Origin of the sequence: Mycobacterium sp. OTB74 (genome assembly GCF_029892685.1) — a bacterium.
Lineage (GTDB): Bacteria > Actinomycetota > Actinomycetes > Mycobacteriales > Mycobacteriaceae > Mycobacterium.
In genome coordinates, this window is sequence record NZ_JARXVD010000017.1 from 120,207 (window position 1) to 137,055 (window position 16,849).

Consider the following 16,849-nt stretch of genomic DNA (forward strand, 5'->3'; position numbering starts at 1 on the left):
ACCTCAAATAGCTGATCAATGTCGCCTCACACACGGCAGACACACGTCACGCAGCTGTCCCCAGGACCCAAATCGGCATAGCCACTCACGGCATTACGTCGGACCACTCGATATGCGCTTGAAAGTCAATGGCTTTCGCCATGTCCCGATAGCAATCCCGCAACTGCGCATACGTTGCCTCATCGCCGCGGGCCCGTGCCAGCAGAGCCCGGAGCCGCAGCAGCCAGATGTCGCGGGGCACGTGAGGCTCGTCGGGTTGAGCGGTCGCCAATCGCTGGATCGCACCCGCCGCCTCGGCTACGTCGCCGTCGCCTCCGCGGTCCAGCAGCGTCTCCACCAGAACACCTATCGCAGGAACACCCCAGGACAGCAGCTGTCCTTGGTGTGCCAGCTGGTCGGTGGCAGCACGCAGCAGCGCGATGGCGTCGTTGTGGTCTCCACGACGAGCCATGTCACGCGCCGAGTAGACGTCGATGAGCGGTAACTCGCCAAGGTTTTGTGCCTGACGGACGAACATCTCCCTGACCTTCGCCAGGAGTTTCAGTCCACGGTCCCGCTCGGCGGCCACCTCGCTCTGGACCAGCGCGACACCCAGCGTCACCCGGACCAAACCCAGCGCCAGATCATCACCGGATCGTTCGGCCTTGTGCAATGCAGCCGTGATCTCGCGCATCGCCGAATCGTCAGGCCTGAGCACGCCAAAAGCTATCCCCGCGAGGTAGGCATACGTCACGACAATGGCGTAGGACGTCGAGTCGGCATTTCGGGCCATGGCCAGGCTCTGCTGCTGGTCGTCCTGCCATCCGGAGCGACCCAGGCAATAGCCGGCGGTGGCCCGGGTCGCCAAGGCGATCGCCAACGGCGAGCCGAAAATCAAATTGCCCTTGTACGGGTCGCCGTCTGCCAGGTCGATAACCTGCTGAGACCACCGCAGCGCGTCACTCCACGCAGCGTTCTCGATCTTGGCGAAGATGGTGGCAGTGGACAGCGCCACCAACAAGGTGGGATCGCCGATCGACTCGATGAGTGCCATGGCCTCCGACGCCAACTGCGACGCTTCGCGTACGCGGGCCCGGAAAACGTGATCCATCACCAAGCCCTCGGTCCCGATGGCCAGTGACGCCTTGTCCCCGGCCGCGCCGCACAGCTGCCGCAATTCTTCGAACCGGTCGCCAATCACGTTTTCGTGTGTGCGCCAGCCGATCCCGCACAACATGGTGCGCGGCGCAATCCGCATCGGGGCCCGGCCCTGATCCCGTGCGGGCAATGCGTCGGCGATCCGTCGGGCACGTTCCCAACTGACTCTTGCGGCATTGATGTCGCGGTTGGTTGCCCAGGCTGCCGCGCGCATGTGCCATCCGTAGGCGGCGTGCGCATCACCGGCGGCCTCCAGATGCTCGGCGATCAGTGCAGAATTAACGTCCGCCGCGTTTCGGGCCCGGGCTTCGATGGCGGCGGCCAATCGCCGGTGCAGTTCGGAGCGATCGGATTTGAGTTGGGAGTCGTAGGCCACCTGGCGAATCAGCGGATGGCGGAATACGTACTGCCCTGCTTGGGCTACCCCTGCCTGATCGATCAGTTCGGCCGCGACAAGGTCCTCGATCCGGGGGTCGACTCCCAGCGTTTCGAGCAGGCTGGGATCAAACCGAGCGCCGATGACCGCCGCGGCTCTCAAGGTCCGCTTGGCTGCTGAGTCCAGCCGGTCGATGCGCGCCGCAATGGTCGCCTGCACAGTGGCCGGAACACTGACCTCGGCCGCCCCGACCGCCGAGATGTACGCACCCCGGCTTCCGTGCAGTACATGACGCTCGGCCAATTCGCGCACCATCTCCTCGGCGAAAAACGGATTACCCCCAGCGCGCTCGGCGATTATGGTGGCCAACCCCGTGACCGACGGGTCCCTGCCGAGTAGCTCGGTGACCAGTACAGCGGTCTCCGGATCACTCAATGGCGCCAGCGCGATCCTGTGCGCACCGAGCACCCGGCTCAACACGCCCTGATACTCGGGACGGTAGCTGATCAGCATCAGCGAACGCGTCTGGTTAATCACTGCCACGAAGTCGGCGATCATGGATTCGCTGACCGCATCGATCCAGTGCACGTCCTCAACAACAAAGACCGCCGGGGCTTGGCGGGACAGCCACGCCGCATTGACCAGAGCGGTCAACCGCCGCCGGCGGGCATCGGGATCAATCTTGGGCAGCGGCACCTCAGGATCAGCGATTCCCAGCAGGTCATCGACAAGCACCAAATCCTCAGGCTCAGCATCGGGCACCCGGGCCCGCACTTCCGCGCGGGCGGCCGCGGCATCCAGACCCGCCACCTCGAGGGCGGCCCTGAGCAACCGCGCCACCACGCGGAAAGCGATGTCGCTGGCGTGTGATTCGCAGAATGCGGTGAACACCTGCACGTCCCGGGCCGTTGCCTTTGCGGCGACCTCACGCACCAGCCGGCTCTTGCCGATTCCCGGTGACCCCACCACACAGACCACCGTGCCGTCACCATCGATGGCCCGTGCCAGCAGACCTTCAACGGCCGACATTTCCCATTGCCGGCCAACAAGATTCGGCTCAACGTGCTCAACGACGTAACGGCGTTCCTTCATGCCCAACAACCGATAGGCCGTCACAGCGTCGTCCGCGCCCTTGATGTGCACCAGCTCAGATTCGTCAAGAGTCGCCGCGTCCTGAACCAGCCGTGCGGTCGACTGACTGAGCATCACCCCACCTGCCTCGGCGACCGATTCCATCCGCTGGGCCGCGCCCACTTGCTCGCCAACCGGGATGTAACCGAAAGGTCCCGAACCCATTTCACCGGTGATCACCTCACCGGAGTTCAGTCCCACCCGCAGCCGGAGGTCCACGCCATCGTGCTCCCGGACTTGGACGGCAAGCCGCTTCGTCTGCTGCTGAATACCCAGGGCCGCCAGACAGGCGCGCACCGCGTGGTCCTCCAACGCCACCGGGGCGCCGAACACCGCCATGATCCCGTCACCGGTGAACTGGTTCACCGTGCCGCCGTACCGGATGACCACGGCAGCGGCCCGATCCACCAACTGCGCCATGATCTCGCGCAACCGCTCAGCGCCCACCACCGCAGCGATGTCCATCGAATGCACCACATCGGCAAAGAGCACTGTCACCTGCTTGTACTCCGCACGAGCGTCGCGCGCCACAACCGGCGCACCGCAGCCATCACAGAATCTGGCACCCTCGCGCGGCGTTCTGCCACACGTGCGACACGCGGTCGCTGCGGTCATCCGAACCTCCGTGCTTCCGACCCCCGGGGTTCCTCGTTTTTCAGCATCTCAGGTGACCATGCGATCTGGCGACCAATTCGCTGGCCAAACGGTGGGAAGGCGGATGCCTGTCGGCGCGAGCGCTACGTGACCCCATGTCGGGTCTGGTGAAAGCGTTTGGCACTGTGATAGTTCGAACCAACCACAGGAGATGTGCCCACCCACTGGGAATCGGCACGCGAGACGATAGAGATACAGCGTGGGCGACGTAAAGGGTTACGCACGCGAGTGGCTGCGCAGCGTGTTCACCGGGTGGCACCGGCCCACAACGCATCCGATCGATGACAGCGGTGAGGGCGCCGAGAGCGTGGTCGGGTTCGTCTTGGCAGCATCGATCGTCGGCGCGCTGACCGGCCTGGCCGCAGCCAGCTTTCGGCTCCTTTTGGACCATGCAAACGAATTGCGCGACTCGCTGTCCGCCTGGGCCCACGACAGTTGGTCGGGCCTGGTTGTCGTCGTTGCCGTCTGCGCCCTATGCACGACGGCCGCCGCAGCACTGGTGAAGCGCGTCGAACCGAACGCCGAGGGCAGCGGCATCCCACGCATCGAAGCCATTGTCGAGGGCCGTTCCGACCCGGACCGGTTCCGGGTCCTGCCGATCAAGTACATCGGTGGGCTGCTGTCCATCGGCGCTGGCCTGGCCCTGGGACGCGAGGGGCCGTCGGTACAGATGGGCGGGTCTATCGCGATGATCGTCGCCTCGGTAACGCGCCGATCCCAAGCAGATCTACGGATCCTGGCCGCCGGCGGGGCGGCTGCCGGCCTGGCGACTGCGTTCAACGCTCCCATCGCGGGCGGGGTGTTCGTTTTGGAGGAGTTGGTCAAACGTTTCGACCCGCGAACCACGGTCGCGACCCTGGTCGCATCCGCCTCCGGGTTCGCGGCGGCCTACCCATTTGTCCACTCGCGCACCGAGCTACACACACCGCACCTCGATAATCCCCAGCTGGCCAACTCCGGTTGGGTGCTCGCGGTGGGCATCGTCACCGGAATTCTCGCTGTGCTCTACAACAAGGCAATCATTTTCGGGCTGCGGGTGACCGACGCCAGCCGATGGCCAGTCGAAGCGCGGGCCGCCGTCATCGGCACCGGCGTCGGCATCCTCGTCTGGCTTGCCCCGAACCTGGCCGGCGGCGGCGATAATCTCACCCAACAAGCACTCCTCGGTCAGGGCGCCATCGGAACCGTCACGGGAGCACTGATGCTGCGGTTCGTTCTCGGTGTCGCGTCATACGCCGCAGCGACTCCCGGCGGCCTGTTCGCGCCGATGCTCGTTCTGGGCGCCGACGCCGGGCTCATCGTCGGCCTGGTGGCCAACCACCTCACCCCGCATATGGCTCCCAACGCCGCAGCACTCGCACTTATCGGAATGGCCGCCTTCTTCAGCGCCAGCGTCCAGGCACCTATCACCGGCCTGATCCTTGCTACCGAACTCACCGGCACCACCAACCAACTGCCGCCCATGCTCGGCGCATGCGCCACCGCGCTCCTGGTTGCCATCGTTCTGCGATCGCGACCGATCTACGACCTGCTCACCGAACGGGCCGCCGCTAGCAATTCGTACAAGCCCCGGCGCGCCATTGACAATGGTGGTCAATCCTGACTTTCTACAGCCAATATCCCGAAATGTGGTCAACGGCATACAATTTGCCGAGTCGGCTCCAGATCACTGCAAATGAGTTGAATCAATGGTGCCTGTGAGGAGGCTCCACGCCGCAGAGAGCGGAGGGCCAAAGGCTTCGGAATTGTTTTTGATCTGCTGATTTGTGCAAGGCTGCAGACGTAGAGCATCGTTTTGACGAATAGCAGACAGCGTCAAACTATGGTTGGCGCCCATCTGCGATCATGTTGCTGGTGGCCCCGCATTGAATATCGCGCGATGCCAATGTTCGGACAAGCCGCCGGTAGCGTCCGGTCGTCATGGGTAAAGACCAGTTAGCCAAGGGTCGGCGCCACCTTTCGGCAGCAGTCGCTGCGATCATCGTGCCTGCCACCGCAGTTGCCTTCGTCGGCGCAGACGACCGACCGGTCATCGAGCCTCACGCTCGGTGCTGCGCGGCGGTTGCCGCAGCGCCACCGCAGATGATCCCGCCGGCACCGGCTGCGCGCCCCGTGCCTCCTCCACAAGTGCGGCACCCATTGCCCGCCGGCGTGGCGCCGGAGCGGGGGTTGCAGGTCGAAACCATTCTGGCCGCGCGTGCGGTCAGTGCCAGGTTCCCGCAGATTCTTACCATCGGCGGGGTCCGGCCCGATTCTTTGAAGTGGCACCCGGATGGCTTGGCCATCGACGTGATGCTGCCGAACTACGCGACTCCGGAGGGTAAGGCGCTCGGCGATCAGATCGTTGCGTTCGTCTTGGCCAACGCGGACCGATTCGATGTGAATCACGTGATCTTCCGGCAGGAGATGTACTTCAAAGGCGACTCGCACAAACGGATGTCAGACCGAGGTGGGATCACCGCCAATCACTACGACCACGTTCACATCGCAACGAACGGTGGCGGATTCCCGACCGGGCACGAAACCTATCTGACCTAGTACCTCCGCACGACCTTCGCTCCTGGACCACTGCCAGCTGCGAGTAGCCCATCATGGGGCCGCCAGATCGTTTAACTGGTGCCGCAACCGCGTACACGCACAGCGCGGGAACCTTATGCTGCTCAGCGGCTGACCGAGTACTGCAGTGACACGACCACACGGGAGCAACCATGATTAATTTCCACTGGGACGCAGACACCTCGATCCTGACGGTACGGCCGGAATCACCCTTGGAAACAAGTGATTTCGCCGAGCTTACGAAAGCAGTCGATCCAAAGATCGAGCAAGGCGGTGACCTCGCCGGTCTGATCATCGATGCCCCACATTTTCCGGGGTGGGACAGTTTCAACGCGCTGGTGTCCCACCTACGCTTCGTTCACGACCACCACAAACATGTGAAGAAGATCGCCGTCGTTACCGACTCTCCGGTCGCCGGCGTCGGCCAGCACCTGGTTTCACATTTCGTGGCAGCGCAGATTCGTCAATTCCCGGCGGGCCAGGTGGATCAGGCCCACGAGTGGATCACCGGCACCGATTAAGGCGCAAACAAATACGGGGCCGCAGCCCAGTCAGTAACGACTCCTGCGCGTCAGGCAGGCTTGTAGACGATGTCCGTGCCGCCGCCCCCATCGCCAGTCCCTCTCCTAGACGACCCAGAGGACCTGTCCGCGCTGCGCGCTCGCAGCGCGGATCCTGACGCGCTGTTCACCGATTTCGCCGCCTGGGCCGAGGCCAACGGCACGGTGCTGTACCCGGCACAGGAAGAGGCGCTGATCGAGTTGGTCAGCGGTGCCAACGTCATCCTGGCTACACCGACCGGGTCAGGTAAGTCACTTGTGGCCACCGGAGCGCTCTATGCGACGCTGGCGGCTGGTGCGGACGCGAGGAGCAAGACAGGCGTCGGCCGCAGCTACTACACGGCGCCGATCAAAGCCCTCGTCAGCGAGAAGTTCTTCGCGCTGTGCGACATATTCGGCGCGGTGAACGTCGGCATGCTCACCGGCGACGCCGCGGTCAACTCCGCTGCACCGATCATCGCCTGCACGGCCGAAGTGCTGGCCAACATTGCGCTGCGTGAGGGCGCACAGGCCGATATCGGCCTGGTGGTGATGGACGAGTTCCACTTCTACGGCGACCCCGACCGCGGCTGGGCCTGGCAAGTGCCGCTGCTGGAGTTGCCGCGCGCCCAGTTCCTATTGATGTCGGCGACGCTCGGTGACGTCACTTTCCTGCGCGAAGACCTCACCCGCCGCACCGGGCGGCCGACAGCTCTGGTCACCGGCGCCCAGCGTCCGGTGCCGCTGTTCTACTCCTACGCGACAACGCCGATGCACGAGACGATCCAGGATCTGCTCGACACCAAACAGGCCCCGATCTACGTCGTGCATTTCACCCAGGCCTCAGCACTGGAACGCGCACAGGCGTTGATGAGCGTCAACGTCAGCACCAAGGAAGAGAAGGCGGCGATCGCCGAAACCATTGGTGCGTTTCGTTTTTCGTCTGCTTTCGGGTCGACGCTGTCGCGGCTGGTCCGCCATGGCATCGGGGTCCACCACGCCGGGATGCTGCCGAAATACCGGCGACTGGTCGAACAGCTCGCCCAGGCCGGCCTGCTTAAAGTCATATGTGGCACCGACACCCTCGGCGTCGGCATCAACGTGCCGATCCGCACCGTGGTGTTCTCGGCGCTGTCGAAGTACGACGGCACCCGCACTCGACTGCTCAACGCCCGTGAGTTCCACCAGATCGCGGGCCGAGCGGGGCGCGCCGGCTACGACACCGCGGGGACCGTCGTCGTACAGGCACCCGAACACGAGGTGGAGAACCTCAAACAATTCGCCAAGGTTGCCGACGATCCGAAGAAGCGGCGAAAACTGGTGCGCCGCAAGGCTCCCGAAGGCATGGTGCCGTGGAGCGAGACCACCATGATCCGGCTGGTCGACGCTGCGCCAGAGGCACTGACCAGCAACATGCGGGTATCCACGGCCATGATCCTCGACGTCGTCGACCGACCCGGCGATCCGTTCGTGGCCATGCGTCGATTACTCACCGACAACCATGAACCGCGCAAGAAGCAGCTCAGGCTGATCCGCGAGGCGGTCGGCATCGCCCGCTCACTGCTGCAGGCCGGTGTACTGGAACGGCTGCCGGAGCCCCTTCCCGACGGCAGGCGTTATCGCCTTACGGTCGACCTACCACCCGACTTCGCGCTCAACCAGCCGCTGTCCACGTTCGCGCTGGCGGCAATCGACCTGCTCGACGTGGAAGCCGAAACCTATGCGCTGGATGTAGTTTCGGTGATCGAAGCGACGCTGGAGGACCCGCGCCAGATTCTCGCCGCCCAGTTGAACAAGGCCAGGGGCGAAGCCGTCGCGCAGATGAAGGCCGACGGCATCGAGTACGACGAGCGGATCGAGTTGCTCGACGACATCAGCTATCCCAAGCCGCTTGATGAACTGCTCAGTCACGCGTTTGAGATGTATCTGCGCAGCAACCCGTGGGCCGCGGACGGCCGCTTGTCCCCCAAATCGATCGTGCGCGAAATGTGGGAGCGCGCAATGACATTCCGGGAGTTCGTCAGCGGCTACGGGTTGACGCGCTCCGAGGGCGCGGTGCTCCGTTACCTGTCGGATGCCTACAAGGCGCTGCGGTCGGGCGTGCCGTCCGCTGCACGCACCGAAGACGTCACCGACATCGTTGAATGGCTAGGTGAGCTTGTCCGCCAAGTGGATTCGAGTCTGCTGGACGAGTGGGAGGAGCTGACCAGCGGCGCAGAGCCGCACCAGGCTCCGGTCGCGGTGCCGGTGCGAGTGCTCACCGCCAACACCCGCGCCTTCACTGCGATGGTGCGCAACGCGTTGTTCAGGCGGGTCGAGCTGTTCGCCGCGGAGGGTTGGGACGAGCTCGGCGAGCTCGACGGAATCTCCGGTTGGACCGCGCAACGCTGGGAAGCATTGGGGGCCAGCTACTTCGACGAACATTCCGACATGGGTATCGGTGCGGACGCCCGCGGTCCGGCAATGCTGGTCTTCGACAGGCAGTGTGACGTCTGGCGAGTACGGCAGATCCTCGACGACCCGGCAGGGGACCATGACTGGGGGTTCGAGGTCGAGGTGGATCTCGCGGCCTCTAATGAGGCTGGGTCAGCGGTGCTGCGGTTGATCGACGCCGGGCGGTTGGACTAGGCGTCCCGAGTCTCAACTCTTATCCAGCGCCATGTTCAACGCTGTTTCGTCGCCGACCAATTCGCCCTTGTCCGACCAGGCTCCCGACACGTACCACAGCGTGCCGTCGGAGGTGCCGGCATACAGGATGGCGCCGCGGTCGCCTTCGCCGAACACGACGGTGGGCCGGGTCCCGATCCGCGTCAACGCCCCCGTCCTCGGATCTGCCCGGCTCAGTTCGAATTCCGTGCCGTGCACGGCACCCGAGCTATCTCGGCGACCGGTTACGTACCACACAGCTTGGGCTGGGTGGTGCCCTCGTAGGCGATCGCCACCAGACCGTCGTCGCTTAGCGCCACCGACGGCCAGTAGCCGCGCCGCGTGTCGCCCTCAGTCAGCCGGTGTTCGCGGGGGTCGGCGATCTGCCCCGACGCGGCAAGGGATCCCGTGACGTACCACTGAGAAAGGCGGTGAGGTTGATCTGGCGGGTGAACTCCAGTCGCACGGGACCGAGGCGGCCGGTCGCCGCATAAAGGTTCTTGTGCGCGGAGGCCCACGTGATCAACGCCGCCGATCCACGCACGGCCAGCGCCGGTGAACTCCCTCTCGGATGCTGGTCGCCCAGCACGCGGAGCGTGGCCTCGAGGTCGTCATGGCGGGTGTTCTGCGCGTCTGTGCCAGTCGACAGGATCGCGCGGATGTCATCGTCGCCCAGATTGTCGCTGTGGTACCAGATCCGCACGTTGGCTTGTGGATCGTGGTGGCGGGCGTTGACCTGACCATTCTCCGCACCGTCATCATGGTGAAACAGCGTCCACCGAAACGGCACCGGGGGGTCGGAGAGGTTGACGATCTGCCCGTCGGCGTAGTGCAGGTCCTCCTTGATCGCCAGCGAATCGAGACCTGCGTCCTTGAATCGGCCGTAAAACTGGTCAGTTCTGCCGCTGAGTAGAAAAGTCACCGGGCGCGGGGCACCGCCCCTGTGGACGGCCGTGCTCAGGTGATCTTGGAATTGCTGCAGCAGAGGAAAAAGGTTGTCCGCCACTGGATCCGACGGATCCATGATCTCCAGCACGACGAAGAACTGCTTGCCGTCGGCGTACACAGTCGGCTTGTCGCCCTTGCGGGCCAAGATGAGGTTCATTACCTCCGTGAACGTCGGGCTGGCCCCACTGACCTGGGCGTCGTCATGGGCGCTGACGACGGCACGGTCTTGCGCACGCCAACGCAGGTGCAACTCCAGGCAGGACACACCGTGGTCCATTGCCCAGCTGTACCACCGCAGTAGATCGGGCCCGAATTCGGGCGGATGGTCGTAGCACAGCACCAGTCGCGGGTGTGGGAACTCATGGATATAGCTGGGCATTTACTCCTCCTGCCCGTGCGACCCCGGAGTCAGCGACCCGTTATCGGGCGTGTCGCGGAGCCGCTTTCCGACGGACTCATCGTCGCGTTGATCTGCGCGGGAATCGTCAGTAATGCACTACCTGTTTTCGAGTTCGAAGTGTTGATAAACCTCCGACTCTCCCGTCTCCAGGCACCGCGTGATCCTCGGCACCAGTCCCGGGCTGCCCCAGCAGAATTCAAGTAGTCACCTACTCGCGCGCATCAAAGGCTGACGGGATGACGATGGTCACCATGCCGGTGTGGACTTACCCGCCCGGCCCCTCGGCGCACGAAGAGGTGACGGTCATGGCGAGCGGACGGATACGACAAGACGTGTGGGGCCTGTCGGTCAAGACGGCGCAAGCCGCCCAGACCCAGTCGTGGCACCCAGTCCTCGACGGGTACGCCCGCGCGGTCGCGGCGATGCAGAGTCTGCCCGACAGCCAAGTGAATTCGTGGCTGTGGGCGGCCAACATCCACGGCATTCCGCCGGGGACCCCGGCGAACGCGTGGTGGGACCAGTGCGCGCACGGCAGCCACTTCTTTCTGCCGTGGCACCGCGGGTACCTGCGCTGGTTCGAGAAAGTCGTCCAGGCGCAGATCGGTGATGACACCTGGGCGCTGCCATACTGGGACTACTCCGACCCCAACAACCCGAACGCCACGCAGATCCCGCCCGAATTCACTGTGCCGACCCGCGTCGTCAACGGCGTATCCGTGGCCAACTCGCTTTTCCTCGACGCCACCGACCGGCCCGGCCAACCCGCCGTCGAGGACGTCGACATCGTCACTGCGCTGGCGGAAACCTTGTACGTCGACGACCCGATGCAGGGCTTCGGTGGCGTCACCGGACCCGAGCCGACCCACGGTCTGCTCGAACAGCTGCCGCATGACTTCGTGCACGTCGACATCGGCGGTGACACCGGCCTGATGCGCACTCCCAGCTTGGCGGCGCGCGATCCGATCTTCTGGCTGCACCACTCGAACATCGATCGGCTGTGGGAGGTCTGGCGGGGTCTGCGCGGATCGATCGAACTGACCGCCCAGACCGGGATCCCGGCCGACGTCGTGACCGAGTGGACCAGCACAGACTTCGCCTACGGCGGACCGCACGCCAACGTCAAGTATTCGATCAACCAGCTACTCGACCTGACCAATACGGCGTTGAATTACGGCTACGAAGTGACCACGCTTGCGCCGTCGCTGCTGGCCCAAGTGCAGGCAAACCGAGGACAGGAAGCACCATCGATCATGGCATTCGAGGACGCCGCGACTCCCCCACCTCCAAGCGAGCCGTGGCACCCGGTCGCGGCAACACCGGCCACCACAAAGGTCACCGGCACCGGAACCCAACAGACCCTGACATTCGACCAGCGTCAGCTCGGGCTCCTCGCTCAGCCGGCTGCAGCGCCCCCGTCGGGACTGCTCATCAAACTGAGCGGAGTGCGAGCACCCGTCGACTGCTACAACGTTTATTTCGTCGAAGTCGCCGCCAGCCCCGGCGCCCCCACGCACCGCGCCGGCCGGTTCGCGACGTTCGGCCTGTGCGGCACACCCCCGGACGAGACGCGCAACTACGTGATAGATGCGTCGGCGGTGATCAATGACCTTGTCGCAGACGGCTGGACGGGCGACCGACTAGTGGTCCACGTGATACCCGACACTCAGGGCGCCACCCCAGATCCGGCACGCGAGCTTCACGTCAGCCAGATCACCGTGTACCAGCAGCGATGAGCACCGCGGCGGTGACGACCCGGGCGCGGACATTGGCCCGCACCCGACCCGGCTGGTGGCTGACCGCGGCGGCCGGCTTGGCCTGGGCCGTGATGATCGCCGACACCGTCACCGGTTCGAACCACGAACACGATCGGATGGCAGACCCGTCGAAGACCATGCCCGGCATGGACATGTCCGGGATGACCATGTCGGACATGGGTTCTCACGCACCCGCCCAGCCGGTGCCCAGTCACTTTATCGCCGATCTAAGTGTCTGGAGCGGGCACTGGTTGCTGATGGTGGTGGCGATGATGTGGCCGCTGTACGCCCTGCCGGCGGCCGGCGTAGCGCGGGCCAGCTTCCGGCGCTGGCGGCCTGCCACCGTGACTGCCTACGTCGGTGCCATCACCCTGCTGTGGCTGGCCGTCGGCGTCGTGGCGCGGACGGGTTACCACTTGGTCGAACCCGTGACACCGGCCCGGCTGTGGTCCGCGGCCTGGCTGGTGCTCGCCGCGGCTGCGACCCGGTCGGTATGGCGGGCTCGGCTACTGCGAACCTGTGGGCGCCTCGGGGTGGTCGCGCCTGCCGGATGGCGCGGCCTACGCACCGCCGCGGAATGTGGACTGCAGGCTTGGCCGCGTTGCGCGTTGCTGTGCGGCCCAGTGATGCTGGCGATGGTCGCCACGCATTCGCTACCCCTGATGATCAGTGGGTCGGCCGCGGTGTGGTGGGAGCAGCGGCACCCGCGGACCTGGCGTGATCCGGTGCCCGCCGCCGTACTCGCTGTCACCGCTGTCGTACTTGCAGCCGCCGTGTGGTGGCCGACGCACTGGTAACGCGAGCTAGTCCACCGATCGTTACGACGGCGTCAGGCCACCCGTCACCAAGGCGTAGCAACTGGCAATGGTCTCCAGTCGAGACAGACGCGAATCCTGATTTCGCTGTAGGGATTCCAGCTCTGTAGCTTCACGAAGGATCGCCTGGTATAGGAAAGAAGCCGCCTTGTCCCTGTCGTCCACAACAGCCATAACCGTGAATCCTCTCGATCGGCCTTTACCGCGGAACATGCGGCAGGCACGACCCTAGTACCGCTGCTGAAGTTCGCGGTGTTGGTTTTCTTTGCGCCGGTAGTGGTTTTCGCGGGCCTACGACGCCACGGTAACGGTGATCCGCACGACCCGGGCGGGCTGGTCTGGTTGCCAGGGCCGCTCCAAGCGGCCGGTGACAACGAAAACACCGGGGTGGTCAGCCTCTACGCGAAGAAAACCCGACCTGTCAGCACCAACGGACCACGCAGGGTCGACCGTACGTGGGGGCCCGTCTTCTATCTGGCGCACACCGTCGGTCAGCTCGAGCCGCCAAGAATAACCGGTCGCGGGTCCGTCCGAGATCGGTAACGAGATAGGTTCGTGCTGGCGGCCGGACACATTGATGTCTTCCGCGGAGCGAACCGGTTCGGTCACGTGCACTTCCTCCTCTGGATTGCATCGACGATACGCCCGGCCCAGCGAGATCCATTGAGCGTCAACAGCTGCCGATGTCGCTGGGGCCGACGATGCAGAACCACACTGCGCCAACCGCTTTCAGCAATTTCACAGTTTAATTTGGGTAGTCGACTACTCGTGCCCTCTGTCGCCCCGTCCCGCAGGATCGAGAAGAACGCCGCGTGAAGCGCGCGGCCCGTCTCCACTGCCCGGGGAGGGATTCGATGACCACCACACTGCAGGTGTACGCCAACGAGGACGATGTACTGTTGTTCTGGAGCGTGCCGGCACCGATCCCGGGCTGCCGGGGTTTTGCAATCAACCGCCGCACCACCGACCCGTCCGGCGCGGTCACCGACGCGGTCCTGCCCAACAGGGTGGGTTTCGCATCCACAACGCCACCGGCGCCGGACGCGGCGTCGCAGACCGAACCGTCGACCGTATGGCCGTTCCAGCGGTTCTCCTGGACCGATCACGGCGCCGCCCCCGGCGACACGCTGTCGTATCAGGTGGTGCCGATGGTGCGCGACGCCAGCGGCGCACTGGTGGCGCTCACGGACCAAGCCAGCGAGTGGAGCCCGCCGCGCAACCTGTCCGCACCCGAGGGCGCCCGTTACCGGGCGTTCTTCAACCGGGGATTCGTGATCTCCCAGTTCATGGCCCGCTATCTGGCCGAAAACAAGCTCACCCCAAAGGAATTCAAACAAGGCATCGACAGCAAGGACGAGGAGACCATCCGCGCCTTCCTGTCCGGCGGGCTGCGGCCGGCCATGCTCGACCAGCTGCACACCGCGGCCAGCAGCACCGACGAGATCTACGCCGCGCTATATGAGCTGTCCGACGACGAGTTGGTGGACGCACTGACCACGCTGGGCCCCCGCGCTCACCTAGTGCTGTCCAACGGCAGCGTCAATGCCAAGGGCATGAGCGCCGCAGACGCCCGTCAACAAGACGAAAACGCCGATGCTCGGGCTAAGCTCCTGGCGGCAAGCGTCGATGTCGGCGAGCACGATCGGTTCATCGCACCGGGGGCGTTGGGGCACAACAAGTTTCTGGTCCGCACCGACGCCAACGGCGCGCCACTGGCCACCTGGACCGGCTCGACCAACTGGACCCCGACCGGACTGTGCACACAACTGAACAACGGCCTGCTCATCGACGACCCGCAGATCGGCCAAACCTACCTCGACCAATGGCACCGACTGCGCGACGCCGCCAGCAGCTTCCCCAAGAGCCTGGTGGATTCCAACAGCTCCGCGCATCCGGGGCCCGACGGTTCCGGCGCGACCGTGTGGTTTACCCGTACCCGCCAGGAGGTCGATCTGGACGCGCTGAAAACTGTCATCGACAGCGCCACCCAGGGAATCCTGTTCTTGATGTTCATGCCGGGACCCAAAGGCGTGTTGTCCTACGTGCAGGCGCGGCAGAATGACCCGGGGCTGTATGTGCGCGGCGTGGTTTCGTCACTGCCCAACGGGCTCGGCGACGAATCGCAAGTCGACGTGAATTTGGTCAACGGCGCACAATCAAATCAGTCGACCCTGAACATCATTCAGCCGGAAGGCATTGAGAACAGCTTCGCCAACTTTGCCGCCGAGGTCACCCGCAAGCAGTTCCTGTCCCAGATCGGGTACGCCATCATCCACAGCAAGGTCTTGGTCATCGATCCGTTCTCCGACAACGCGACCGTCGTCACCGGCAGCCACAATTTCTCCACCTCGGCCAGCGCGAAGAACGACGAAAACTTCATCGTGATCACCGGAGACCGTGCACTGGCTGAGGCTTACACCGTCAACATCATCTCCGCCTACGAGCACTACCGTTGGCGGGCGTTCCTGACCCAGGATCCGAGCCCGTTCAATGGCCTAGAGGACGACGACACGTGGATGGCACCCAAACTCGCATCCTCAGCCGTTGACCGCGCTTTCTTTGACCACACCTGATTGGTATTAACCCCGTATGCGGGAGGTTTTGGCGCGGTCGATGACGGTGTCTGACTGCGCTTTTCAACCGACGGTGCGGTCTTGGCGAGGTGCTGTGAGCTCACCGTCGTGGTGCTGGACCGGTCGACGGTGGATGATGCTGCCGACGCCGCGACAGCCTGCGGTGCTTGTGCTGTCAGGACCACGGCAGGACCACCCACCCCGTACGGGCCTGCAGGTTTGGTGTTGAGGGGCCGGCCGAACCCTGCCTCCTGCAGGCCATCATCGATGCCGGTCGGAATCGCCGTCAGGAAGTTCTGCAGCACTGTTTCGGGTTTGGCTGTGGGGACGAGTCCAGCAGTGGTGGGCAGCCCAGGACTGATCGTTCGGTTGTAACCAGCCTCGACGAGAACACGAAGCGGAGCGTCAAGCGCGGCGAGAACCGGGTCGGGCACACCAATCGCCTTCAGCGGCAACAAGAGTGGCAACCGGGTGCTGGGAATCAGGTAGTAATTGGTGTCGCCGACCTGTGCCTGCAGCACCGCGCTGGACATGTCGAGGTTGGAGTAATTCAGATGCACGTACACGAAACCGAACACTGAGTTGAGGTCGGCGAGCACGTTGAGCGGATAGGTCGGGAAGTCCGATACCGGATCGTACTGCCCCGAAATGTCGTACGTGGTGACCTGTCCGGCGGTTGCGCCGGCGGTCTGTGTGGGCGTTGAGCCCAGGGCGGTCATGTCGAAGAACGGCACGTGCAGCCCTGCGAAGCGTTCATAGAAGCCACCGTTGGGCCGCTCGATGTTACCGATCATGACGAATGTGGGGTGCGGGACTGTGGCACCCGGTCCTGCATCGGCGTACTGCGCGTTGAAGTCTCGCTTGTACTCACTGACCACCGCACCGCCCTGCGAGTACCCGAAGATAACCGGTGCCGGATCGGCCGCAGTGTCCGTTTGCAGCTGCGACACTCCGGTCGCAATCGACTCATCGATACCCGGAACGAAGATGCCGGGCGAGAACAGCGGAATGCTCGCTGGGTACTGCACCGCCACCACAGGTACCGGCGCGGTGCCATATACCGCGTCGACGAAATGGGCCGCCTGAGCTTCGATCTGGGCGTCACTGGTGATGTTGAACCCGATGATCTGGGTCCCTTTGATTGCATAGGTCGCGGTCAGTTCGTACGTCATCTGCACCGGGGGTGAAGCCGCCGTGGCGACGACGGTCATTGTGGCCGCCACGCCTGCCACCAACGTTGCCCAAACCGATCGCATCAGATGCACCCCACTTTCACGGCGGAGTATCGCAGCCGCGGGCCGACGCCGCGCCGTCTTTCAC

At 64.4% G+C, this 16,849-nt stretch carries 10 protein-coding genes and 1 pseudogene; 7 read left to right on the forward strand and 4 right to left on the reverse strand.

The window, feature by feature from the left end; genetic code table 11:
- Nucleotides 1-85: 85 nt before the first annotated feature.
- Entirely contained in the window at nucleotides 86-3,259 is a 3,174-nt protein-coding gene (locus tag M2432_RS21150) for an adenylate/guanylate cyclase domain-containing protein (protein ID WP_280828786.1), read from the reverse strand.
- 238 nt (nucleotides 3,260-3,497) lie between these two features.
- Here M2432_RS21150 and M2432_RS21155 point away from each other — a divergent pair, with 238 nt between their 5' ends.
- The 4 genes from M2432_RS21155 (at nucleotide 3,498) to M2432_RS21170 (ending at nucleotide 9,021) form a co-directional block, all read left to right on the forward strand.
- Complete coding sequence (locus M2432_RS21155) at nucleotides 3,498-4,901, forward strand: ClC family H(+)/Cl(-) exchange transporter (RefSeq protein WP_280828787.1); 1,404 nt, start codon at nucleotides 3,498-3,500, stop codon at nucleotides 4,899-4,901.
- A gap of 317 nt (nucleotides 4,902-5,218) precedes the next feature.
- Nucleotides 5,219-5,836 (forward strand): hypothetical protein, encoded by a 618-nt coding sequence (locus M2432_RS21160; protein ID WP_280828788.1) that lies wholly within the window; start codon nucleotides 5,219-5,221, stop codon nucleotides 5,834-5,836.
- A 170-nt stretch (nucleotides 5,837-6,006) separates the two neighbouring features.
- The gene (locus M2432_RS21165; RefSeq protein WP_280828789.1) at nucleotides 6,007-6,375 is read left to right on the forward strand and encodes an STAS/SEC14 domain-containing protein; all 369 of its coding nucleotides are present in this window, start codon (nucleotides 6,007-6,009) and stop codon (nucleotides 6,373-6,375) included.
- Between the two features lie 69 nt (nucleotides 6,376-6,444).
- Nucleotides 6,445-9,021: a DEAD/DEAH box helicase gene (locus M2432_RS21170; protein ID WP_280828790.1), complete on the forward strand. Its 2,577-nt coding sequence runs from the start codon at nucleotides 6,445-6,447 to the stop codon at nucleotides 9,019-9,021.
- A gap of 12 nt (nucleotides 9,022-9,033) precedes the next feature.
- Here M2432_RS21170 and M2432_RS21175 read toward each other — a convergent pair whose 3' ends face one another.
- Both M2432_RS21175 and M2432_RS21180 read right to left on the reverse strand, forming a co-directional pair.
- A complete protein-coding gene (locus M2432_RS21175) occupies nucleotides 9,034-9,207 on the reverse strand; it encodes a hypothetical protein (protein WP_280828791.1) in 174 nt (57 codons plus the stop codon).
- A 187-nt stretch (nucleotides 9,208-9,394) separates the two neighbouring features.
- Complete coding sequence (locus M2432_RS21180; protein ID WP_280828792.1) at nucleotides 9,395-10,366, reverse strand: hypothetical protein; 972 nt, start codon at nucleotides 10,364-10,366, stop codon at nucleotides 9,395-9,397.
- A gap of 257 nt (nucleotides 10,367-10,623) precedes the next feature.
- On the opposite strand from M2432_RS21180, the gene M2432_RS21185 reads away from it, so the two are divergent.
- The 3 genes from M2432_RS21185 to M2432_RS27985 all read left to right on the forward strand — a co-directional run bounded on the left by M2432_RS21185 (nucleotide 10,624) and on the right by M2432_RS27985 (nucleotide 15,529).
- Entirely contained in the window at nucleotides 10,624-12,120 is a 1,497-nt protein-coding gene (locus M2432_RS21185; RefSeq protein WP_280828793.1) for a tyrosinase family protein, read from the forward strand.
- The gene (locus M2432_RS21190) at nucleotides 12,117-12,938 is read left to right on the forward strand and encodes a hypothetical protein (RefSeq protein WP_280828794.1); all 822 of its coding nucleotides are present in this window, start codon (nucleotides 12,117-12,119) and stop codon (nucleotides 12,936-12,938) included. The genes M2432_RS21185 and M2432_RS21190 overlap by 4 nt, the downstream gene beginning before the upstream one ends.
- A gap of 872 nt (nucleotides 12,939-13,810) precedes the next feature.
- Nucleotides 13,811-15,529, forward strand: coding sequence for a phospholipase D-like domain-containing protein (locus M2432_RS27985; protein ID WP_348536329.1), 1,719 nt, complete (start codon nucleotides 13,811-13,813; stop codon nucleotides 15,527-15,529).
- Between the two features lie 383 nt (nucleotides 15,530-15,912).
- Here the strand turns inward: M2432_RS27985 and M2432_RS27990 are convergent.
- Nucleotides 15,913-16,785 (reverse strand): annotated as a pseudogene (locus tag M2432_RS27990) (PE-PPE domain-containing protein); the annotation flags it as partial.
- Nucleotides 16,786-16,849 lie beyond the last annotated feature (64 nt).